This is a genomic window from Pseudomonas sp. SMV7, from assembly GCF_052041995.1.
Lineage (GTDB): Bacteria > Pseudomonadota > Gammaproteobacteria > Pseudomonadales > Pseudomonadaceae > Aquipseudomonas.
The window spans coordinates 308673-332195 of the sequence record NZ_JBKGGT010000002.1; the positions used below are offsets into that span (position 1 = coordinate 308673).

Genomic DNA, 23523 nt, shown 5'->3' on the forward strand with positions numbered 1-23523 from the left:
TTTGGGCAGTCTCGTACAAAACAGGCACGCACCCAACCTGACTCACACCTCCAGATACAGAGATATTGATCCCAAGTGCGGTTTGGGGGCCTGTATACTCAGGACAAATAGTGCTGCATCAGAACGCAGTTCGAGCCTCCAGCACCCATTTTGATAATACCGAGGAAGCACCATGCCAGTTGACGGGCCTCTACCTGGGACGGGTGATCAGCACGACATCAATGCCGATGCAACACGTTGCCTGATGGCTCGACATCCCAAGGATTGGCGAGTGCAAAGCCTGGAAGGGACTGACGACTATGGCTATGACTTCCAAGTGCAGACCACGCCGAATCAACGTGCGACGGATATTTTCCGTATCCAACTTAAAGGCACCCGCTCTCCGAGCCTGACGGCGGATGGCGAATACATTTCGGTATCTCTGAAAGCCACCACTGTCCGCTATTACGCCCGTGCCGTAGAACCGGTGCTCTTGGTGATCTGCGACCTATCGGTGAACGAAGATCCTGTCGACTGCCCCCTCTTCTATGTTTGGCTCAGGGATGAGCTGAGTCGCATCTCGGTCGACGATCTGTCCGCCGAACGCAGATACGTCACCCTTCGTGCGCCCACAAAGAACGTACTAAAAAGAGCTACGGATCTCTCAAAGGACATTCGCCACCAGAACGAACTGTCTCGCATGGGGCATATCCTGAGTGAGCGCACAGAGCAAACACACCCAGGGATGCAAGCAGATGACCGCTTAACCCTGGTTCAGGGCGTGGTAAAAGGCGTGGCTGCACGAGGCTCCGCACTGATGAACGCCTTGGCAGGCCCAACGGAAGACTACTGGGTCAACCCAGCTCGCGGCACGCTTGCCTGGAACTTGACTCAGGCCAAGGCAGATCTACAGGTCACCGCGCTGGATCGAGCGAAGATCCAGCTCGATGAGGCAGAGCCAAAACTCGAAGGGTCGGCCACCCTTGAGCGTGCAGAATATTGGCGCCTACGTGGCAACTGGCAGGTTCAAACGGGAGATAACAAAGCGGCAGTCTCTTCCTACCAGAACGCGTACGGGGTAACGCCGCTCCCCAAGTTCCAAGCAGCCCAGGTGGAAGCGGAGATCCGCATCCGATTCGAGAACGATAGCGACTCACTTGCAGAGCTACATGATTTACTGGAAGGTGAAGATCCAGCCATCATTGCCATTCGCTCCCGGCTGCATGCCGTGCAAGGGCATTACGAGTTGGCCGTTGAGCAGGCGAATTTGCTTGCGGAACCTCAACGGTCTTTCGCCAGAGCGTTTGCACATTGGCTGTCTGAAGAACCGGCAAATGCCCTGACGGACTGCGAGGCGGGCCTTGAAGCCTGTGACGCGTCCGATGACATTCGTGAACTTTTGCTGTTGCTTAGGGCCCGAGCCAAATTTTCCCTCGCAGTGGCCACCGCCACTACGCCGCGACGTGAATCTATCCCACCCGCAGGTCTTCCGGGTGTAGACCTTCAAAAGCTCGAGGAAGCTTGGGTTGCGATTAACGATGCTGTCCTGTCCATAAAAGCATCTGGCTGGGGCTCCAACATAGAGCAGCTCGTCGACATCTGGGGGGCCACAGCATCGGCCCTTGGCAAGGCAGAGTCGATACTTCCAGACCTGAAGGATGCTGCGCAGAAGCGTCCGGACTTGCCCCATATCCATGAGGTCTTACGCGGCATTGCGGGTCAGTTGGCAGACTTCACCCTCGCGTTGTCGGCAAATGATCAGTTGCCCGACTCACCTGACAAGCAGCTCTGGAGCACGCTTTTGCTCTATGAAACCCGTAAATTTCGGGCATGCTATCAAGGCTTTGGCGCATACGTCGGTAACGTGGATCGCAGCCATCCCCTGTTTGGGTCGGCTGTCACCGCAGCCTCAATTTCGGCTCACAAATCAGTTCAGACCGGCCTTGTGAACCAGTGGATGGGGCTGCTCGAAGCAGATCCTGCTCTGGCCCCCGAAGCCGCCCTCGCACAGTTTTACCTTCAGTTGGAAATCAGCAGGTTGGCCAAGGATGAGGCGTTGAGGACGCTGCAGGCCAGGTATGAGGAACTGGATCGGCCCGTCAGTATTGCACTCACCCTCATCCACGAGCTTGACCCCACCGATCCGCAAAGCGCGCAGGCGTGTGTTCAACTCTCCGAAAGGATCACTGAGCACTATGTCCTCTCGCCTGCGGTGGCTGCGCGGCTTGGTTTAGCCTTGGTGACTTTGAAAGATTGGCAAGGCCTCGTAGAGCTGTGTCAAAGCAATCGAGTCCGAGTTGAGCCTGGTGATCGAATGGGGGCCTTCGAGGCGTTGGCACTTGATCACTTGGGCGAAACGGAAAAGGCCCGCGATCGGTTGTTGAAAATTGTAGCCACAGGATCTGACGACCCACTGGCCCTGAACACCTATGCGACGATTGCCACACGTTGCGGATACGTCGATGACGCCGTGGAGGCAGCGGAAAGAGCGCTCGAAACTGCGAGATCCAAAGGGGAACAATTGGAGTTCGTGAAATTACTGTTCTTTCTCATCCAGTTTTCCGACCCAACGAGCGACCGGCTACTGGAGCTAGCCCTACGAGCAGGCGAATTGGTAGATCAGAGTGTCGAGAGCCAGGAAGGCACCTACTTGATGATGCACCTGAGCGGCACTCTGGGGGGACGCAGTGACATCGAACTTGCCAGGGATAGAGAGCAGTTCCGAACACGCGCTGAAGCATTTTTCAGGAATTTCCCGAATTCCCGGATGCTCTGGAGAGGCGAAATTCGAGAGGGCGCCTCTGGCACGGAGTTGGTGGAAAGCCTGAAAGCACTGACTGGAATGACGCCCGACAGAGAAGCGTTCCAGAAACGGATGGAGCGATCCCTACAGCAGGGATTAAACACCGTCCCTTTCTCGTGGCGCCCGCGGCTGGTGCTGTCTTACATTTCCGATATTGTACACCTGTGGGAAGTTGCCAAGGTGTCCAGCCGGGATGATCGCCAGTATCACTTGGCGATGGTCAACGATACGGGGTGGCAACCGATCGGTGCCGATGCCCTGCGCAAGCGAGTGCCTTTGCTGGATTGGACAGCGCTGTTAGTCCTTAACGACTTGGGGCTGATCGACGCCGTCATTACTTTCTTCGGTCAAATTGCGGTTTCCAGGGCCACGATGGAGGAGCTTGCCGAGTTCACGAACCCCATATTTGGAAGCCCAAAGCGAAGCAAATGTTTGGAGCTACAGAACGCTTTGAAACCCCATCTAGCCTCGATCCTCCAGCCCTCCCCTCCAGAGGAGGCAAGCGAAGCATCGCCCGCCAGGGTCATTGGGCGCAGCAACAGTGAAATGGTGGAGATACTCGGCAAAGAGCCGGAACGGTACCGGCTCTATTCTGATGACGAGTCGCTGCGGATATTTTGTGCCGCAGGTTCCGAGGTCGATGGTTTCTGCACGCTTGATGTCCTGGCCGCACTGACAGAGGTTGGGCAGCTCTCCCCCATTGAAAAAGCCGGCAAAATTGCGCAGCTGTGCGAATGGAAGGTCAGGGTAATCGTGCAGCTGTCCGAGATTGTACGGCTGCTTCCCCCGGCTGTCTTTACTGCACGAACCGTACGTCAAGCCGTAGAAATCCTTGACGCAGAACCCAGGTTCATCTCAGTAATCTCGGCGCTCTGGGATTACCGCGCGACCTTTGAGAAAGTGTTGGAGCATGCCGCATCGGTGCTACGTATTCTGGTGGATCAGGCTTTGCTTCCTGAGATTGGGCTAGCAGCGCTGATGCGACACTGGCATGTCAAAGCAGCCATGAAAAGTGATGCCCCTGATCAGGCCCTTGAGACCATTGTCATTTTGATCATCGCCGCCGCACTCAGGGGGCATTTGCCAAAGGCCAGCGCTAAAGGACTCTGGGCGGTTTACAGGCTGTTAGTCGAATCTCATCATGGTGACCAGATGGACGAGCGTCTTGAGAGGGTTGCTATCCGGTTGCTGGGTTCGAAATGTGCTCAGTTGGAATCCGTAGCGGTTAGCGAAGGGTTGCGAATCTATACCGAGCTCAATGAGAGCCTAACGAGGGGCACAATTGACCAGTCCGAGTTCGCCAACGCCTACACCACAGCACGAATAGCGGCGCAAAGACCCAAATTCGGAGGATGAGTGCGGCGCCGCAAGCGCTGGACTGTGCGCGGTTTTGGCGTGGTCGAGCCTGAGGGGCACCATTTCTCTACAAAGACTGGTCCGGAAGCTGCTCTGACGATGTGGGCCTGGGACAAGATCCCAGTAGAGGTTTGCGAGCTGCAGCCCTGGAATTGCGTCGCGTCTATTGGAAACCAGTGGCGATTCACGGGTGGAACCTCAGTCCCCATGCCTGCTGAAGCAAGCAGAAGCTAGGAGATGCTGAAAGAAATTTGTACCTTCACCACTTGTTTAAAGTCCGTCGCAGATTACGATTGGTTAGAAATATCCAAGGATGGTCGAAATGGCTGGCTTTTTCGTAGAACAGGCGGGATCACTCAACCTTCTTCAGCAAGCTGACGCGCCTAATAGCGGCTTCAGGCCGGGCCAGCTTGGCGCAATGCATGCAACATTGGCCCATTTCTCTGTGCAAGACGATCCCGCGATCATCTGCCTGCCCACTGGCTATGGAAAGACATCATTGATGATGTCGCTACCGCTTCTGCTTGGAGCAACCCGGATCCTCGTCGTCGAGCCATCAAGTGCTCTGCGCAAACAGGTGCACTCGCATTTTTCCACCCTGTCAACACTCAGGCGCATCGGTGCGCTACCTGAAGATGGGCCGCTACCTTCCGCTCACTTGCATTCGGGGCGGCCGATAACACCCGAGGCTTGGGAACAGTTGCGGGAGTTCGACGTCGTGATCTCAACCCCCGGTAGTTCTTCGCCAATGATTGCCCCAGGCGCAGCGCCCGACCTCTTTGACCTGGTAATTTTCGATGAAGCTCACCATGCGCCGGCGGACTCCTGGGCAGCGTATCTTGATCACTACTCGACCGCTCGATTTATATTCTTGACAGCAACACCCTTCAGGCGCGATGACCGCGTTATTCCGGGCAAGCTAGTCTACCGATATCCTGTGATGAGAGCCGTATCTGAAGGGGCGTTCGACCCTATCGTCTTTAGGGAGGCCCCAATAGATAACGAGCTTGATGATGAGCATGTTGATCGGGTGATTGCCCAAACTGCAGTGGCACAGCTCGAAGAAGATATTGCTAACGGTTTTGATCATAGGCTTTTCGTACGCGCCTCGACCATATCTTCCGCGCAAGCGCTCGTCCCGATCTACGAGCAATTGGGCGTTTCCGTCGCCGCCATAAGCAGCCGACTGACCAAACGACAACAGGACTCAATTGAAGCAAAGCTCATTTCTGGTGAATTGAAGGCCATCATCTGCGTAGACATGTTTGGCGAGGGCTATGACTTCCCAAAACTGAAGGTCGCCGCGTTGCACGCACCCCACAAATCACTGGTACCCACAATCCAGTTCATCGGCAGATTCGCTAGGATCGACAACGCCACGGGACGCCCAACCCTCATTGCACCGGCATTCAGAGTGCGTGAGGCAACCGCGACTCTGCTCAGAGAGGGAGTCGATCTGGCTCGGATGATTGATGATGCCGCGCTTGCTGAGATCCAGGGCGCAGTTGAAGCCCAAGAATTCATCGAAAGCTTGCCGGTGCGTCGGATGACTGAATCTGACTATGAATCCGTGTCTGCGTTGTCCTTCAATTTGTACGCGCACGTCCGAGGGTTTCACTGCAGTCGCAGGCCGGATTTCGACTTGCTGGGAGAAAAGGTCGGTCGAGTGCTTCGGATTGTGAAGCAGTGGGGAACGCCAGATGGCAATCTGTCTCTCGTATTGACAGCAGATGAAGCACCTCCGAACTGGTCGACCTCAAACACGCTCACTGATATTCGGCACGAGGCCTTCTTGCTGATGTATTTTCCTGAATCGAGCTACTGCTTCATCGGCTCAACCCTCAGGACAGAGAAGCTGTACCTGACCATCATGGATATCGTTTGCCGTGCCGGCAGCCGAGGGTTGAGCTATGAAGAAACGAGCCGAGCGAGGGCCGGACTGGAGGGGATGAGGTTTTTTGCTGTTGGCTTGCAGAACACGACCTTCAATTCGCAAGTCGAAACTTATCGAACCCTAACTGGCCCTCAAGCCGAGCGCGCGGTCACTGCCGGTGACAGCCGCGCTTACGCTCAGGGTCACTACTTCGGGAGTGGCATGAACGGCCAGGTGCGTGAAACCATCGGAGCCAGTAGCAGCTCTAGAATCTGGAGCAATCAGCGCCTATCCGTTCCTGACTTCTTTGCCTGGGTGCAGACGCTTCATGGGCGCATCGTAGGAGATGCTGCGTTTAGCCAAACACACCTCGACTTGGTCAGAACCACTACGACTCTTCGGGAGCTACCAGAAGCGGTGATGGCAGCCAACTGGTCGCGGCAAGGCCTCACTCGCAATCCTCGTATTCACTTCAGGACTACGCAAGAACAAGAATTACAAACCTCTAGGCTTGTGGAATGGGATATCCAGGACTTTGAGTGCGATCCACAAGCCGGGCACTTGGATTTTTCGATCGTTCATGCTGAGGGGCAGATCCGTATGCGCCTGAGTCTTGAGGGTGGCCAACTGATTCGCTGCCTGGAAGCAGATGCCACGATGACGATCGAGTCTAGCCAGGATGGCTGGATGCCATTGGCCGATTGGCTTAGTGAGCACCCTCCTATTTTCTATGCAACAGATAAGTCTTCGTTTGAAGGGCTAAACAAAATCGCTGCCCCTCTTCTCAGATCCCTCGCACTTGCTCCAGGTGATGCGGAGTCAATCGATTGGACAGGTTGCGCGATCGAGGTGGAGTTCCTGCCGAACAACCAGGAGCCTCGCACACTGGCGCGACGTGCAGAGCTCAATGGCCAAGCAACTGTGCAGGAGCACTTGGAGCAATACCTTCTGACGCTTCCTGATCTCCGGTGTTTGTATTACGACCATCGCTCAGGCGAGGCCGCCGACTACATCTGCGTTACTGTCAATGCAGCCCATGAAGTGAACGTAACCCTCTATCACTGTAAAGGTGCAGGAGGGCCAGCTAATGGAGGGCGAGTTGGTGATGTATATGAGGTTGCGGGACAGCTGGTAAAGTCAGCTTACTTCTGCAACGTCGCGACCTTGCTGCATCATATGGAAGATCGCATGCATCGCAGACACACATCTCCTTCGTACTTTGTCAGCGGGGACTGGGATGAAACCTACGAGTTGCTGCGGTCAACACCTGCAACAGCTCTTACCTTCACGGTGGTAGGCGTTCAACCTGGCATTCGGCGCACCATGGTTGATGAGCGCATGAGCGATTTGATGGCGTTCTGCATAGGCTACGCACGTCAGGGCGCGGCAAAAGCTTACTGGCTAGTGAGTGAGTAGCTGTAGCGGGTGCTGGAAGATGCGATGTGTTGAGGTTTCGCACCGCCCGGTCTGAACTTAAATTCTACTTGGCACTACCACAGATCGGCGCCCAGCCATTGCATTGCAATGGCTAGCGGTTACCAAGATGCCTCGAGAATTATCCAAATGCACTCAATGAATCGCTGCCCTCCCCGATTCATCGCTGGTTGCTCGACGTATTTCTTTTGTATTCCAGCACCTGATGTCAATCCGATCGTGAATGGCCCAGCATAGTCGAGCCCATCCACTTGATTACACGCTCAAGCGCGTATGAACTGCGCCACTGAGCGTGCAGTCGGATAAGGCGCTTCACCTGCGCCAAGACCATGCTCCATGGTTCGCGAAGACTGCCCGTCGAATATAGCCACCATCCAATCTCAGTGGTTATAGTCTCAGCCACACTAGGATGGGCAATGAATACATGACCTACGCACTGATAGACAACGCCACCCTCACTGCCGTCCAGCGCGCCACCGGCGCGGTTGCGGTCAAGACCAGCGATACGATCAATGGAGACCTGTGCGCGTTAGAGAATTTCCTGCAAGGCAACCTCTTTTACGACGACCTCCTCTGCATAGACAACTACAAAGCAGATCACAGAGAAAGCCGCAAGCAACAATTCCCCTACCTCAGGTTCTTGTCGCCTACCGAGTTCGGGCTGGACGGGGTTGATACGCTCGCTCAAAAAGAAGCATCGCTGATTCGTCCTGAAATTCGCGGCGGCGAGTTCGTGGATGAGGACTTTAGTGCCCTTTTGGAGCAACTGAAAATGAACATGGTCTGCACCTGGGATCAAGCCTCCAGTGTGTATTACCTAACCATGAGGATGCTGGGCTACCGTGGGTCCGACGACTATGGCAAATACAGTGCCCTAAGCGCAGCAATCTTCGCAGAGTTAAGCGATGCCAGTGAAACGCGCGGACGTTGGTCGAAAGATGTCAAACTAGTGGGTTCGGATGGCCACGAATTCAGCAAGTCAGAGTTCACCGGAGAGTATCCTGGTGCCTACGGAGGTCCCACCAAGCAACTCGAGATGTTCGTCGCCTCGCTGAACTGGCTCGCGTACAAATCAATTTATTACACGACTGCAGCCAAACACCTGAAAGCAGACTCATTCATTCATCCCATCAGGCATGCCTATCAAGTGCACTGGATGAAGAAAGCCGGCGCCTTCGGCCATGACTTCACCGCTCGCCTCCTGGCAAACCTCTCGGACAAAACCAGTACGAGCATTTCGGAAATCCAGTCGCATGGAGCGACTCAGACCGTTGCTTTGGACCTGCCCTTGTTTTCGGCATGGCTGACTCAATCCGCCGGAAGCGTTTCCGGTGCGATCGAGGCAGCTCGACAGATCCGCAGCGAAGACCATTTCGTAACGATGCGTGAAACCCTAAAGGCCATTCGAGTTGCCTTCGACGAGCAAGGGCTCGCGAGTGGAAACAAGCGCATCACCAAGCTCATGGATGATGTCGACAAAATTTGCGGCGACCTTAAACGCAGCTACGGTCTCAGGTCTGCCCAAGGTATCCAGGGGAGCTTTCTAATCAAAGCGGCAAGCTCTGTTACTAGTCTATTTGGGGTTTCGTTACCCGACCGGGATTTCGCTCTCTCCACTCCCGAGTTCTTGAAGTCAGAATCGACTAAGGCGTTTACAACGGTTGTCAAGGACATCACCAAGGAACTCACTGCCATGGAGCGCTTGGGGGGGGTGCGGGATCTGATGGCCAGGTGCTTCAAGATTGAGGGTGAAGACTTCGGCGGGCCGAAGGTTCAAGAGCCAAAGTTCCGATGGGTGAAGTCTGGGTGGCAGATGCCTATGTGAAGTAGAGTCACCTGCGTATTTTAGGGGCTAATCCGTCATACGAAACGAATGGGACTTTACGAAACCCCAAGAAACCAATCGGCGCCCTTTGAAAATTGAAATTCGATAGGGTTCCCAGTCATCTACGGAAAGGAATCCTGTGATGACAAAAGCGTTACGAACTCTCGGACGAAGCCTGGGATGTGGTCTCCGATCTCTTCATCGAAACTCATGGCCGAGGGAGGCCACGCCTGAGCGATCGGCTGATGCTTGATGGCGTGCTCTGGGTACTCTGCTCGGGCACTGTATGGCGAGATATGCCGGAGCGCTTCGGCCCTTCGTCAACGGTGTATCAACGGTTTCGTGGCTGGCGAAATGAGGGGACATTCGATCAGATGCTCAAGCGCTTGCACCTGAGATTGGATGAGCAAGGCCTAATCGATCTGCAAACCTGGATGATCGACTCAACCGCCGTACGCGCAACCCGAGCCTCATCTGGCGCCCGGAAAAAAGGGGGCCTGACGAGCCTGCCGATCACGCTCTAGGTCGTAGTCGCGGTGGCCTGACAACCAAAATCCACATGCTCTGCAATGCCAACGGGACACCGTTGCGTTTTCTCCTCTCTGGCGGTCAAGCCAGTGACATCAGCTATGCCCAGCCATTGCTGGACGACGTCAGCATTCCATCAAGCCAACCTGGCCGACCGCGTAAACGCTGCAAATGGTTGCTTGCTGACAAGGGCTACGACGCCGAAGCGCTACGCCGCTACTGCGACCAATGTCGAATGCAGCCCGTCATTCCAATGCGCTCGATGAAGCGCAAACCCAAGCCTGGCTTATGCCCGTTCGCCGGCGCCGATCGAGCAGATGCTGGAAAACATGTTCGTCGGCAAGCCACCAGGCAATTACGACCGCTTGCTGGACTACAGCCGGGCAATGACCGAAGGGCTGTTCTTCGTTCCTTCGTTGGAGGGGTTTAGCGAATGATCATCATTCGCCACTTGTATCACCACCGAGACTTAGACTTTATGCTTTGAGCCCTCCCCAACCATCACGCACCGCTGCAAGCACCTCATTCCAATCACCATCTCTGGTGAGATGCCGTAGACGCCCCCCAGATCAGTGCTTCAAGTGAGCTTTGGAGCATCCACACGACGTTTTTCCGATTTATTCCCATGCTCCTAAGACGACACCAAGAGTTTTCCTCGTCTTGCTGGACTGGTCAGTGAATAAACATAATGGGAGAGAGAAGAGTACGGTCACGCAAAGGACAGGCATTACGATGAATGAGTATTCGGAAAGCTGGCGGCACCTGAAAGCATTGTTGGCAGGTTATGCGAAGAACGAGCCTGACGTTCGGGCTCCTTCTTACGAGGATCAGCGACACGCAAAAGCACTCTCCATTTTCCTCAATCTCGCCGATCTGGCGACTCCGAGTCTTAATCGAGAAACGGTGGAAGCGGTGTTGACCGGTCAGCTCGAATGGCCTCGGACAGAAGGGGAACCATATCTTGGCACCGACATTCCTCTTTCACGATTCGAGGAGTTGGGGTTGGTATCATTTTACGCAGGCTGGTGTGCTACACATGCGAACCCTGTGAGAGATGAAACCCTAGTCGACCCTTCCTTAGTTCCGCTCGTTGAAACCATTGAGCATCTCAAGGATGTTCAATGGGGTCGAAACGGCTGCATTCGACCGCATTACGCCTGCGGTGAGGGCGAACTGAAGAAGCTACTTCAGGCCGAGTTTGGTGATCGCCTTTCCGCTGAGCAACTGCTGCCCGAGCTGGAACTAGATGGTGGCATTTTTAGATTGATGCCCGGCAATCATAACTTCAGTGCTGAGATCAGTACGCAGCTTTGGGTGGATTTGCGCCGTAATCATCCACCTGGAGAAGCCTTCAATCGATGGATGATGTGCTTTCGGGTGAACTGCGAGTGGGCAATGCCCGTGATTTTTGACCGTCTCCAGTACAAGGAGCGCAAAGAGTTCCATGACCTGCTTGCTAACTTTCTCGCAGAGGACCCGGCGCTAGCCACGAGTATCGATTGGTACGTCAGGCAGTGCATCAATGAGTACGACTTTTCAGGGCGCATTCGACCCACGGAGCTTCATAGCCAATTTGTAATCGATCAGCGTACTGGTCTATCGGAATCAACGACAAAGGAGAAGGAGCTGCCTAGACCTACGCTGAGCACGCTAGACGAAATTTATCCGGCTCCGTACGGCGAGGTGTCAACCCTGCTTGAATTCGTCACACGACTGCAAGGGGCGTGGCTGAGAGAGGGAAGCCATTTTTACAGCTGGCTGATGTCGACCGTAGTAGAAGCCAGTATCCGTATTGATACTGCGCATCTCGCCTCCTCAGGTTTGGTGGAAAACCTTGTTGCGTTGGCAAATGCTCGACCAGTCCTCAAATATCTGCTTTACCTCACCCTGCCCAATTATGACGCCCCCAACTACATGGTTCTGTTACTAGCCCACAAGGAGACCAGCGATGTGGCATTCCTTCATCTCGCTAAGCGGACCTTCGAGCGATCTCACAACCAAAGTGCTATATACCTACAAAAACTAGGGGACGGATATCAGCAATTGCTCTGCCGCGAGTATGTGCAGGCCATTCAAGACGAGTCAGATTTTTTCCCCCGTTTCGTTTCCGTGCTGAAAGAACTCGGTGAGCAGTGCGCATTCCATTCACCTGATTTCTTCAAAGGGCTCGAGTATCGCCTCATACTTACACTGCTTGACTCGCTAACAGATGAGCAGGTTAATGGTCTTGCCCAAGCATTCGCGGGATTTGACGTCGACGTAGAGATGTCATGGTATGATCAGACGCGTCATCATTTCAAATATCTTTTGGGTTTTTGGCTCATTGATCGTATCGAGCTCACAGGTATAGATCCGACTGAAGCTATCTGTGAAGAAGTCCGCCAATCTCTACGAGAGCGGTACAAAGCGGAGTTCGGTGCCAGCTTCGCAGGCCTGAAAAGCCTTGAGCCAAACTCATTCTTCGGGACACTCTCATGGAAACAGCTTTTCGTAGGAGAAGGCCAGGATTTCATGTTGAGTCTTTCCAGTCGATGTGATGAATGGCCGGAACAACTCAACGCCGACAGTCAAGATGCTTACAGTGTCGCCCTCGCAATACGCCACCATCTGCAGGTTTTGATCAGCGCTGGCCGCGCCTCTTCCGAGGTCAGCGCACAGCAACTGATAGCGGGCAGAATCCAGGAAATCATACGAACATGCGGGTTCAGAAATCGAGAAAAATACGTTCGGCTCTTTGAAGGGTTTGGTTCCGACAAGTTTGATTGCTGGCAACAGGTCTGCGACTACTCAAATTCATTCTCAGATGAGTTGTTCAAGGACTTCATCGCTCGGTGCGCCCCTTCCATCCCTCTTAACCTTCTGTTTGAGCTTCTGGAGAGGACCTCCGTCATTGCACGAGCGCAAAAACTGCAAGAAGCGATCGATAAGCATCCTGCTGAACTGGACGATCAGCTTGGCTTGCAAGCAATTGAGGAAGCATTCACCTCGGCAATGAACACTGGGCGGACGCAAATAGCGTTAAGGATGCTTTCATTTGCGAAGAAAATTCTTGCAGAGGAGCGATTTACAACGGCCACTGGTCGACACATTGTTCATACCCGTAAAGTGTGGCAGAGCTATGAGTACAAATCTCAACTCCTTGAGCTTTATGAGCGTCACAATCAAGAACCCACCATCTTTCAAAATCTTGCGAACGAGCTTCCAAATCCCCACGACTTGCGCGCATCTCGGCAGTCAGATGATCGAACGCATCATAATGAGTGCGACTATTTCAAACGGCAGGTAATCGCGACAGCATTTTGCGAGACAGAACCTTCCAAGACTGTGGCTATCATGGAAGCGCTGTATCGGGAAACCAAACGCAAGAACCACGGGTTCGTGCTTCTCTATGGTCACGTCAAATTGTTTGTTGTCGATTCTAACAAGCTCAGGCTCAAAAGTGCTTTGGCCAGCTTCCAAACAGATTCAAGAATGGAGTCGCCAGATCAAATGGCTGAATTTTGGGTGGCAACTGTTCTAGAAGCCTACCAACTCAGCGCAGCACCAGGAATCGAGCAATTTTGGGCTCAGCTTAGCCCCGACCAGCAAGGGCGAAGGCTAATTTTCACTCCGTATTGCAAGGCGCTTTTAGCACAGCGAGACTCTTTTAGTGTCAAAAAGATCCTCGCCCGCTACAAGGAAATCAATCACGCGACAATGGACGAGCTTGGGATTGATGATTTGATATCCGAACTAGCTGAGATCGAGAAGGATGCCCCGTCGACAAAGGACTTCATGCTGCTCATGATCGAGAGTGGCCAACGGTCGGTCGCGCAGCTGCGGCAACATTACAACCAAATTATTGCGAAAGACTTTGAAGGCTATGTGGAGGTGGTCAAGCCAAACCTGGCCCCTCATGAATATCTCAGAGACACCATGCTCGCCGTCGCAGGCGAACTCGTCCTTCGCAAACGTAACCTTCAAGTTGGGTTCAAGGATACCGAAGGGAATGTGAGTTTTGACGGCATGACCCTGGAGGATTGGATCAACGATTGGTTCGTATCACTGTTCGATCAGCGAATGTCGCATGCTAACCTCTCCTTGAGAGATCAAAAGCGCGGTGGGCATTCGGCTTCTGGTAAAGGTCCAGGAGAAATTGACGGCTTCATCACTTCAAGTGACAGCAGGCGAGTGGGGATTTTTGAAGCGTTTCGCCTCTTTTCTGTAGACACTACGACAATTGGAGATCACCTCAACAAAATTGCGGGGTATGACGGTGAGTCTCTCAGCCCTGTGGTGATGGTCGGTTATTGCGATGTTAAGAACTTCGCAAATCTCGTGGAAGGCTATAATTCCTACGTTTCAAATCAGGTATATACTGGTTATACAATCAGTGACGGAACTCCTAGTGCATTGAGCGTGCTCTATGATGTAGATCATATTTGGCTAGCGAGCGAGACTCGGCGCAGAGGAGGTAAAGACATAATCTTCTACCATCTTTTGATCAACCTGCACTTCTCACCGACAGTTGAAACTCCCAAGAGCGGAAAGCAAGGGGCGTCAGTACCTCCGGTTGAAAGGGCTCGCCGCGCGCGTACTACTCAGATCTACAAAAATCCTCACAACGGTGAAGTGGTTGAAACCAAGAGCGGCAACCATAAAATCCTCAAGGCTTGGAAAAGTGAGTATGGTGGCGATGTGGTTAAGTCTTGGCTTGTTCAATAAGCTACCAGATTAAGGCGACAGCCACTCCAATGGAGTGGCTTGTTTTGCGATCTGGCGGTGAGCGCTCGATGAACAGACCTTTCATAATCCCCTAAGGAAACTCCGAACAAGTTGCTCACCAGCCGAAAATGGACGGTTACCGGTGAGCGCGATGTTCAGAACATTGGGGTTTTCTAGTGCATGTAGCAGCTCACTCTCATACCGGGCCGATCGGCCATCCGTCACAATGACGGGAGTCAAGGGCTCAAAGAAGGAGTCAACGTTGTCCTCCTAGTGACGGGTAGAAAGCACCCTCCACGCGGCTCTCCCTCCAACCACAAGCGCTTCCCACGCCAAGCCTAGACGACTTTTGATAGCTCCCAGCATCTACCCCGATCTCATGCAATGGCCTTCCGTGTCCCGCTGAGCAGGCGAATGACCGCTAATAGTCCAGTCGATGCAGCTTTGGCGCTGCAACAAAATCCATAGAGGCTATATGCCATATTCGGTCGCGAAACACCACGTAAGCGCGCCTCTTACTGAAGTGGAACATACCTGAACCATCCGGATGGATGGGCGACGAGACTAATGACGGGAAAGCTAGATCTATGAACACCAATCGATGAACAGATGCGTTCATCTCAGGAGCACTGAGCGAGTAATCGAGCGCTATTGTGGCGCTTATGAACATTCGACATCGCCCACTTGTTAAACGCTAGATTATGTAATGCGTGTTCTAGCCTCCTAAGCCACGACACCGGTCAACGCAGCAATGAGCACCGCGCCTTTCTCGCTTTCATCAAGCAGCTCCTTGCTTGGCGGTGGCCCTAGCCGAACCAGTCGCGTGGTTCCCACAGTCGCCGATCCAATTGACCATGCACCGCAGTGGCGCAAATAGTCGCTTGGCCTGTGGCGACGCTGATTTGTTTGAGCGAGCCAACCACATCTCCCACTGCATAAAGCCCCTTCACGTTGGTGCATTGATGGGAATCGACAACCAGCGCACCTTGCTCATCGACTTCAGCACCCAGCGCCGAAGCCAGGCCTGAGCACGCGTCAGACCCTAGGCACGGATAGACGATATCGAAGTGAAATGAACCGCCCTTCAGGGTTTGTACCTCGACCTGATCTCCGGCCAACCGGATGACGTCCACCGCCGCGTCTTCCACCAGCTGGATTCCAGCTTGAAGCGCTTCACCGGCAACTCCCTGGCATTCTGCAGCACCGGCCTTCATAAGCACTGTCAGTCGGTCAGTGAAGTTGCGCAGGAACAGAGCGTGGCGGATTGCGCACTCCGCTTCACCGTAGACAGCAACATTGTCTCCGTTAACTTCGTAGCCATCACAAATTGCACATAGGCGAATCCTCGATTGCGCAACCGCGTCGTAAGCGGCCTCAACAGGAGGAAGCACATCCTTCATGCCAGTGGCCATGATTACCGTTCGCGCGGTGACCGCACGGCCGTTGAGCGTGGCGACAAACCCAGACCTCTCGTGGGCTAACCCCTCGACACAACCAGCCTCGATCAATGCGCCATATTGAGTGGCTTGCTCCGCCAAACGCGCGAGCAACTCCTTTCCAGAAATGCCCGGTGGGAATCCCGGATAGTTATGCGAGCGAGGAATCATCCTTGCACGACTGTGGCCGCCATCGGCGACCAGCACTCGCCTATGGAAACGGCTGAGATAGATTGCAGCGGTCAATCCGGCAGGGCCAGCCCCGATGACAAGGCATTCGAAATCATATTGACCATCCAGGTTCGCTGCGTCGCGCTCGGGACTACCATATTCGGGGGGGATTCCATGGGTGCTCACTTCGGGCTTCTCGCAGTCTGTAAGTAAGCAGTGGACTACCAATAGCTGACATCGGGTGCCTGTGGGCGACAGATGGCCGTACTGATGCTAGGCACCCTCCCCGTAAGGTCCGGGTGACCGAGACGCTTGGAGAGTGTTCAGCAAACCAGCGGCGATTCACTAGGCATCAGGGACTTTATGCAGATTCAACTCCAGCCAGTCGGCAAGCGCTGCAACATGCGTCGCGGCTTCCTCACCAAAAGGCGTCAGATTGTATTCGACATGCGGCGGGATAACGGGATAGGAAGTCCGGCGCACGAGACCATCGCCCTCCAGCCGCTGAAGGGTCTGCGACAACATCTTTTCGCTGACGCCGTTCACTTTGCGGCGCAGCTCGCTGTAACGCAGCGTGCCGTCGAGCAACGCAATGAGGCATAGCATTCCCCACAGGCTCGTTACGTGAGAAAGCACTTCCCTGGCCTTGCATTTGCCAGTGAACAGGTCGCCGCGCCTGAGTTTGGCGGTCAGCGTGCGCTCATCAAGCGCGGATGAGCCCTGGGAGTTGCCAGTATTCGAGCGGGATGCAGTCATGGCACTAACCAAAAGGTGCGTACTTCCGTAGACGGGTGTAGCGAACTTATAGTGCGTGCCGAGCATTGGTCAAGGTTAGGGTGAGTGCGTTGAAACTTCCCACATTCAACAGAAGCTGGCTTCCCGTTCTGGTCATCGCGTCCATCGTCGGGGCCCTGGCACTGTCATTCGTCTGGGCTGCAGGACTGATCGGGGGCCGAACGACCACACGAACGTTCCTCGGTGACTCGCTGGACCACTTCGAACCGGGCTATCGCCGAGCGCATGGTAAAGGGATCTGTTTCACAGGGGTCTTTCGTAGCAACAACGCAGCGGCGTCGCTCTCGACGGCTCGGGTTTTTGCTCAGGAAGAAGTCCCGGCCATCGGGCGCTTCTCCATCGGATCCGCTGATCCGCATGCTGCGGATACTTCTACCGCTACCGTGAGCATGGCCTTGTTATTGAGTGCCGACGACAAGTCGCAATGGCGGATGAAGCTGAACAATGCCCCCTACTTCCCTACGCGTGATGCCGAGGGATTCCTGGCGCAAAGGAACGCTTTCGAGCCTGACCCGGCAACGGGGCAGCCTGATCCCGCACGCGTCGCTGCGTTCTTCACGAAGTACCCGGAGGCCCGCAAGGCGGTGGAGTACAAGGCGACTGCTCCTTCGCCGAGCAGCTTCGCGCAGGCCCAGTACAACGTCATCAACGCCTTTGTCCTGCTTGCGGCGGATGGGAAACGGCAGCCCGTGCGCTGGTTCATGCGGCCCCATGCGCCCTTCCATGGTCTTTCTCAAGAAGAACGGGCGCGATCCAGCCACGACTTCCTGTTCGACGATATCAAGCAGCGGGTAGCACAAGCGCCCGTTCGCTGGGACCTGGTACTGCAATTGGCGCAGGCGGGGGATCCGGTCGATGATCCTTCACAACCCTGGCCCGCCGAGCGACAGCAATTGGTCGCCGGCACGCTGGAAGTGACAAGTGTTCGCGATCAGCGCGAAGGTGGCTGTCGCGATATCAACTTCGACCCCACCCTGGTGCCGTCCGGGATCGCGCTTTCGAACGATCCTGTGCTGGCAGCGCGCGCCGGTATCTACTCGCACTCTTACAATGCACGTCTGCGCGAAATCGCGCTCGGCAAGGCCACCGACGCCATTGGCGAGAAGGATGACAAGTGATGCAAGATGTACCAACCTCCCATACGCCAAGACCCCGACACTTCAACTTGACCGCCAGGCTTCTGCACTGGGTGATGGCCATCGCCATCATGACCATGCTGTTCATCGGGGTCGCCATGATGAGCTCACTGGCCCTTCGTCCCGTATTGATCGACATGCACCAGCCGCTGGGGATCGCCATCCTCTGCCTGGCACTGGTACGCCTGGCCAATCGTCTATGCCGGCCGGTGCCGGCACTGCCCGCGAGTGTACCCCGCTGGCAAGCCGCAGCCGCGCATCTGTCGCACGCCTTGCTCTACCTGTTGATGGTCGGGTTGCCATTACTCGGCTGGGCGGTGCGGTCGGCAGGCAACTGGCCCGTGATCCTTCTGGGCGACTGGAGCCTGCCTGCAATCGTGCCCGATAACCCGGTGCTCTACGCATGGCTTCGGCTGGCGCATGGAACGCTGGCGTGGCTTCTCTTTGCCATCATCCTGGGGCATCTTGGCGCCGCATTGAGGCACGCCTGGGTTCTCAGAGACGGTGTCTTCTCCAGCATGGCCCAAGGAAACAGCAGAGAAAAAAACGTGAATCCGCCTAAAGGGTAACGCCTTGATGCTGCCTGTCGCACAGCCTGCGTTGGCTTTGGATGTGAAGCGGTCGGTGGTAACCGACCGCTATCGAACCTACGGAATACGCTTTATTTCATGACTCCGCCTGGTCACCACGACTCGTTAAGGTAGTCAACAAAGTCCTGTAGCCCGGTGTCCTTGGCCGATCACACGCCGAAGAAGCCCCGGGCATTGTCGGCGCAGATACACGCCTTATCCCGGTCGCTCAGCTGCGGATGCTCCAGCACTCCAGCACCAATGGCCTGCTCGCCCAGCGGGAAAGGTGAATCGGACCCGAGCATTACGCGGTCAGCGCCCATTACATCCACCAGCAAACGCAGCGCACCTGGGTCGAACACCGCCGAATCGACAAAGAACCGTTTGACATAGCTGGACGGCACTTGCGGGCAATCCTCTCGGACAATGTCCCTGTGGCGCCAGGCGTTATCCACCCGTCCCAGGAGGAAGGCGAAGCCGCCGCCGCCATGGGCGAAACAGATGCGCAGGGACGGCGGCAAGCGTTCGAAAGCGCCAGAAAGTATCAGCGAAAGAATGCCCAGCTGGGTCTCCGCCGGCATCGCGACCAGCCAGGGCAACATCCATTTTTTCATGCGCTCGCGGCCCATCATGTCCCACGGGTGCACCAGCAACGGGATATCTTCCACTGCACAGTGATGCAGGAAGGTCACCAGGCCCGCGTCGTCCAGATCGTGGTTGTCCACATGGTTGCCAATCTGCACGCCGATATGGCCACAGGCCTTGGCCCGGCTAGCCTCGCGACAGGCCGCATCAATATCTTGCAGGGGTACCTGGGCCAGCACCTTGAGGCGATCGGGTGCGATGGCCGTCATCTCCAGTGCACGATCGTTCATCAGTTGTGCCCACGGTAGCGCCTGCTCGATGGGTTGGTCGTAACCGAACATCACCGGGGTAGCGCACATCACCTGGATGTCCAGATTCTGCTCGTCCAGGTGCTCAACGCGTCGTTGCGGATCCCAGAGCACGTCATGTACCGGACGGAACGGTTTATCACCGATCATGATCTGGCCCTGACGCCCCTCGGTATGCAGCCAAGGACCACGCTGGGGATTGAAGCGTGCGGCCTCGGCCTGACTGATGCGGGGGAAAAAGTGCGAATGGATATCGATTTTCATACGCAGTGATTCTCCTGCAGGGTCTTGTGCCAGGTCTGCCAATCGCGACCAGGGTGAATCTCGCCGCAACCAGGGCACCGACGCTCTTCGTCGTTGGTGCTGTAGAACTGGTCGTATACCGGTGGCAGGTCGGCAACAATGCTCTTCAGCTTCAATTCATAGCGTCGAACCACGCTGCCGCAGTGGGCACAGGACCATTGCAGGGCGTCGAACTTCCCCTCCGGGCGGCGATGCTCCACCACCAGGCACAGGCTGCCGGGCTCGGGACGCTGCGGCGAATGGATAACGTGTGGGGCCATCAGGTAAATGTCGCCTTCCCTGAGGTCTACACGCTCGTAGCGCCCTTGGTCCCAAATGTTCAAATAGGCATTGCCCTTGAACTGGTAGAAAAACTCTTCCACCGGATCGTCATGGAAGTCGGTGCGCTGATTAGGCCCACCGACCACGGTGACCATGTAATCGCTGCCCTGCCAGATCTGCTGGTTGTTCACCGGCGGCTTGAGCAGGTGCTCGTGCTCGTTGATCCAGCTGTTGAAGTTGAACGGGGCGCTGAAGTGGTGCTTGTCCATTGAAATTGTCTCCCTGCGGTTCAACGAGAACGCGGCGCGTACGCTATGGCCTTGATTTCGATACGAAGGTGCGGGTGCGGCAACTGGTGTACGGCTACGGTGGTGCGGGTTGGGCCGCTCTCGTCGAAGAACTCGGCATAGACCTCGTTGTATCCGCCAAAATCGTTCATATCGACGAGGAAGCTGCTGATCTCCACCACGTCTGAAAGGCTTGCACCTGCAGAGGCAAGGATATCGCGCATGTTCTCGATCACTGCGCGGGTCTGCGCTCGAATGTCCAGCCGGGTGGTGCCCATGGCATCCACCTCGACGCCGACGAAGCTGTTGTCCGGGCGTCGCGAGCTGGTACCCGAGACGAAGAGAAAATCGCCAGCGCGCTTGACATGCGGGAAGCGCCCACGCGGTGTGGCTTTGCTAGCGACAACCGTGGCCTTGACGTCACTCATGGCTGACACCCCCGTTTTCACCACGAACGCGAAAGCTGCTCTGCCCCACCCCCTGGACATCGACGCTGACATGCACGCCTGGCTGCAAGGCCACCGCCGCGCAGGCGGCACCTGCCAGCACCAGGCTGCCGGCGGGCAGTTCAAGTTCGGCCGCGTGCAGCAGGCGCGAGGCTTGCACCAGGCTGCGCAGCGGATTGCCGAGGATGGCGGCAGTGGAGCCGGCCTGAGCCACACAGCCATCCAGGCGCAGCACTACGCCTGCGTTGTCCAGCCCGGAGAAATCCCGCGACCAGGGGCCGACGGTGAGGCCCGCCGAGGAGCAGTTGTCCGCCACCACATCCTCCAGGCTGAACTTGAATGCCTGGTAGCGAGAATCGATGATCTCCAGCGCGGGGGCCACGGCCTCGACGTAGTCGGCCGCTTCCAGCAGGGTCAGCGGGCGATCGATGGCGCGGCGGGTGAGAAAACAGACCTCCGGCTCGACGCGTGGGTGAATGTAGCGAGCCAAGTCCACCAGGCCGCCGTCTTCTTCCACCATGGTGTTGCTGAGCCAACCCCAGATCAGGCTGTCGACGCCCATTTGCACCATCTTCGCGCGGCTGGTGAAACCGAGCTTGATGCCAATGCAGTGCTCACCATCGGCATAACGGCGCTGCATGGAGGCGCGCTGGATACGGTAGGCGTCGCCCAGTGAAAAGGGGCTGCTGCTACTGAACTGCGCCACGGGTTCGGCTCCTCGCGCAGCCCGGTCAAGCGCGTCGGCGATACGAGCAATATCGGTGTTCATGGACGTTTCTCCAGCGATGGCTTCAATAGGTCGAGTGCGACGTCGACGATCATGTCTTCCTGGCCTCCGACCATGCGGCGCTTGCCCAGCTCGACGAGGATGTCTACCGCCTTGATGCCATAGCGCGCAGCGGCCACTTCGGCATGGCGCAGGAAGCTCGAGTAAACCCCGGCATAACCCAGCGCCAAGGTTTCCCGGTCTACCCGCACCGGGCGGTCCTGCAGTGGGCGTACCAGGTCGTCGGCGGCATCCATCAGCGCGTAGAGGTCGGTACCGTGATTCCAGCCGAGCTTGTCGGCGGCAGCAATGAACACCTCCAGCGGCGCGTTGCCGGCACCGGCGCCCATACCGGCGAGGCTGGCGTCGACACGGTCGCAACCCTCCTCCACCGCGGCGATGGAGTTGGCCACGCCCAGGCTGAGGTTATGGTGGGCATGAATACCGGTGTGGGTGGCCGGGTCGAGCACGGCCTTCACCGCGCGGAAACGCGCACGGATATCGTCCATGTTCATCGCCCCACCGGAGTCGACCACATAGATGCAGGTAGCGCCGTAGCCCTCCATCAGCCTGGCCTGCTGCGCCAGCCCTTCGGGCGTTTGCATGTGGCTCATCATCAGGAAGCCGACCGTGTCCATGCCCAGCTCGCGGGCGTACTCGATGTGCTGGCGCGACACATCTGCCTCGGTACAGTGGGTGGCCACGCGGACGATGCGGGCACCGGCGTCGTAGGCGTTCTTCAGGTCATGGAGGGTGCCGATCCCTGGCAGCAGCAGCGTGGCGATCTTGGCGTGGTTGACCGCGTCGGCAGCTGCTTCGATCCATTCGAGGTCGGTGTGGGCACCGAAACCGTAGTTGAAGCTGGAACCCTGCAGGCCATCGCCATGAGCGACTTCGATGGAGTCGACCTTGGCGCGGTCCAGAGCCGTGGCGATGGCCCGCACGTCATCCAGCGTGTACTGGTGGCGGATGGCGTGCATGCCGTCGCGCAGGGTCACGTCGCTGATATAGAGTTTCTTGCCGTTCATGCCGAGGCCTCCATTGCTTGCGCCATGCGCTCGGCTGTAGCCAGCGCGGCGGAAGTCATGATGTCGAGATTGCCGGCGTAGGCCGGCAGGTAATGGGCCGCGCCTTCGACTTCGAGAAAAATGGAAATCCTGAGGCCGGTGAAGGTCCCCTGCCCTGGCAACTTCAGGCCGCACACTTCTTCGAACTGCACCTGCTGTTTGAGGCGGTAGCCCGGCACGTAGGCCTGCACCGCGGCCGCCATTTCCTCGATGCTCGCCGCGATGCGCTGGCGGTCAGCGGTCTCGCTCAGCACGTATACCGTGTCGCGCATCATCAGCGGCGGCTCGGCGGGGTTCATGATGATGATCGCCTTGCCCCTGGTCGCACCGCCGATCACTTCGATTGCCTTGCTGGTGGTCTCGGTGAATTCGTCGATGTTGGCGCGGGTGCCGGGGCCCGCGGACTTGCTGGCGATCGAGGCGACGATCTCGGCGTAGTGCACCTTGGCCACTCGCGATACCGCCGCGACCATGGGGATGGTCGCCTGGCCGCCGCAAGTGACCATGTTGACGTTGGTCGCCTGCAGATGTTGCTCGAGGTTGACCACGGGCACGCAGTAGGGGCCGATGGCAGCCGGGGTCAGGTCGATCATGCGCAAGTCGGCCTTGTGCTGGCGCAGGAAGGCGTCGTTCTTCACGTGGGCCCCGGCACTGGTGGCATCGAAGACGAAGTCGATCTCCTTGAACAGCGGCAGCCGGGTCAGGCCCTGCACCCCTTCGTGGGTAGTGGCCACGCCCAGGCGGGCGGCACGGGCCAGGCCATCGGAAGCCGGGTCGATGCCGACCAGCGCGGCCATCTCCAGGTGCTTGGCGTTGCGCAGGATCTTGATCATCAGGTCGGTACCGATATTGCCGGAGCCGATGATGGCAACTTTGCGTTTATGGCTCATT

At 56.4% G+C, this 23523-nt stretch carries 13 protein-coding genes and 3 pseudogenes; 8 read left to right on the forward strand and 8 right to left on the reverse strand.

All coding sequences use genetic code 11. The features are described 5' to 3' along the window. Positions 1–172 precede the first annotated feature (172 nt). The 6 genes and pseudogenes from ACLEJP_RS04345 to ACLEJP_RS04370 form a co-directional block, all read left to right on the forward strand. Positions 173–4138 carry a DUF4365 domain-containing protein gene (locus ACLEJP_RS04345; RefSeq protein WP_440804644.1) on the forward strand — a complete coding sequence of 1322 codons (3966 nt, stop codon included), beginning with the start codon at positions 173–175 and terminating at the stop codon, positions 4136–4138. 322 nt (positions 4139–4460) lie between these two features. After that, a complete protein-coding gene (locus ACLEJP_RS04350) occupies positions 4461–7427 on the forward strand; it encodes a DEAD/DEAH box helicase (RefSeq protein WP_440804645.1) in 2967 nt (988 codons plus the stop codon). 442 nt (positions 7428–7869) lie between these two features. Continuing rightward, positions 7870–9270, forward strand: coding sequence for a hypothetical protein (locus ACLEJP_RS04355; protein ID WP_440804646.1), 1401 nt, complete (start codon positions 7870–7872; stop codon positions 9268–9270). 182 nt (positions 9271–9452) lie between these two features. Then, positions 9453–10099, forward strand: a pseudogene (locus ACLEJP_RS04360) (IS5 family transposase); the annotation flags it as partial. Continuing rightward, a pseudogene (locus tag ACLEJP_RS04365) lies at positions 10080–10235 on the forward strand (Dyp-type peroxidase); the annotation flags it as partial. The pseudogenes ACLEJP_RS04360 and ACLEJP_RS04365, both read left to right, overlap by 20 nt. 4123 nt (positions 10236–14358) lie before the next feature. Next, positions 14359–14502, forward strand: a pseudogene (locus ACLEJP_RS04370) (histone-like nucleoid-structuring protein, MvaT/MvaU family); the annotation flags it as partial. An 806-nt stretch (positions 14503–15308) separates the two neighbouring features. Here the strand turns inward: ACLEJP_RS04370 and ACLEJP_RS04375 are convergent. Together ACLEJP_RS04375 and ACLEJP_RS04380 are read right to left on the reverse strand one after the other, a co-directional pair. After that, complete coding sequence (locus tag ACLEJP_RS04375; RefSeq protein ID WP_440804647.1) at positions 15309–16295, reverse strand: NAD(P)/FAD-dependent oxidoreductase; 987 nt, start codon at positions 16293–16295, stop codon at positions 15309–15311. Between the two features lie 159 nt (positions 16296–16454). Then, a complete protein-coding gene (locus ACLEJP_RS04380; protein WP_440804648.1) occupies positions 16455–16865 on the reverse strand; it encodes a winged helix-turn-helix transcriptional regulator in 411 nt (136 codons plus the stop codon). An 80-nt stretch (positions 16866–16945) separates the two neighbouring features. Here ACLEJP_RS04380 and ACLEJP_RS04385 point away from each other — a divergent pair, with 80 nt between their 5' ends. Both ACLEJP_RS04385 and ACLEJP_RS04390 read left to right on the forward strand, forming a co-directional pair. Beyond that, entirely contained in the window at positions 16946–18022 is a 1077-nt protein-coding gene (locus ACLEJP_RS04385) for a catalase family peroxidase (protein WP_440804649.1), read from the forward strand. Next, entirely contained in the window at positions 18022–18609 is a 588-nt protein-coding gene (locus ACLEJP_RS04390) for a cytochrome b (protein ID WP_440804650.1), read from the forward strand. Before ACLEJP_RS04385 ends, ACLEJP_RS04390 begins: the two co-directional genes overlap by 1 nt. Before the next feature lie 170 nt (positions 18610–18779). Here the strand turns inward: ACLEJP_RS04390 and ACLEJP_RS04395 are convergent, their stop codons facing one another. Genes ACLEJP_RS04395 through ACLEJP_RS04420 form a run of 6 tightly spaced genes read right to left on the reverse strand, consistent with a single transcriptional unit; the run spans position 18780 to position 23522 of the window. Beyond that, positions 18780–19766, reverse strand: coding sequence for an amidohydrolase family protein (locus tag ACLEJP_RS04395; protein WP_440804651.1), 987 nt, complete (start codon positions 19764–19766; stop codon positions 18780–18782). Then, positions 19763–20335, reverse strand: a complete 573-nt coding sequence (locus tag ACLEJP_RS04400) for a 3-hydroxyanthranilate 3,4-dioxygenase (protein WP_440804652.1) — start codon at positions 20333–20335, stop codon at positions 19763–19765. The genes ACLEJP_RS04395 and ACLEJP_RS04400 overlap by 4 nt, the downstream gene beginning before the upstream one ends. Positions 20336–20355: 20 nt before the next feature. Continuing rightward, positions 20356–20781: a RidA family protein gene (locus ACLEJP_RS04405; protein WP_440804653.1), complete on the reverse strand. Its 426-nt coding sequence runs from the start codon at positions 20779–20781 to the stop codon at positions 20356–20358. Beyond that, a complete protein-coding gene (locus ACLEJP_RS04410; RefSeq protein ID WP_440804654.1) occupies positions 20774–21568 on the reverse strand; it encodes a 2-keto-4-pentenoate hydratase in 795 nt (264 codons plus the stop codon). The genes ACLEJP_RS04405 and ACLEJP_RS04410 overlap by 8 nt, the downstream gene beginning before the upstream one ends. Beyond that, on the reverse strand, positions 21565–22593 hold the full coding sequence (gene mhpE / locus ACLEJP_RS04415) for a 4-hydroxy-2-oxovalerate aldolase (protein WP_440804655.1): 1029 nt from the start codon (positions 22591–22593) through the stop codon (positions 21565–21567). Before mhpE ends, ACLEJP_RS04410 begins: the two co-directional genes overlap by 4 nt. Further along, complete coding sequence (locus ACLEJP_RS04420) at positions 22590–23522, reverse strand: acetaldehyde dehydrogenase (acetylating) (RefSeq protein ID WP_440804656.1); 933 nt, start codon at positions 23520–23522, stop codon at positions 22590–22592. The genes mhpE and ACLEJP_RS04420 overlap by 4 nt, the downstream gene beginning before the upstream one ends. Position 23523: the final 1 nt, after the last annotated feature.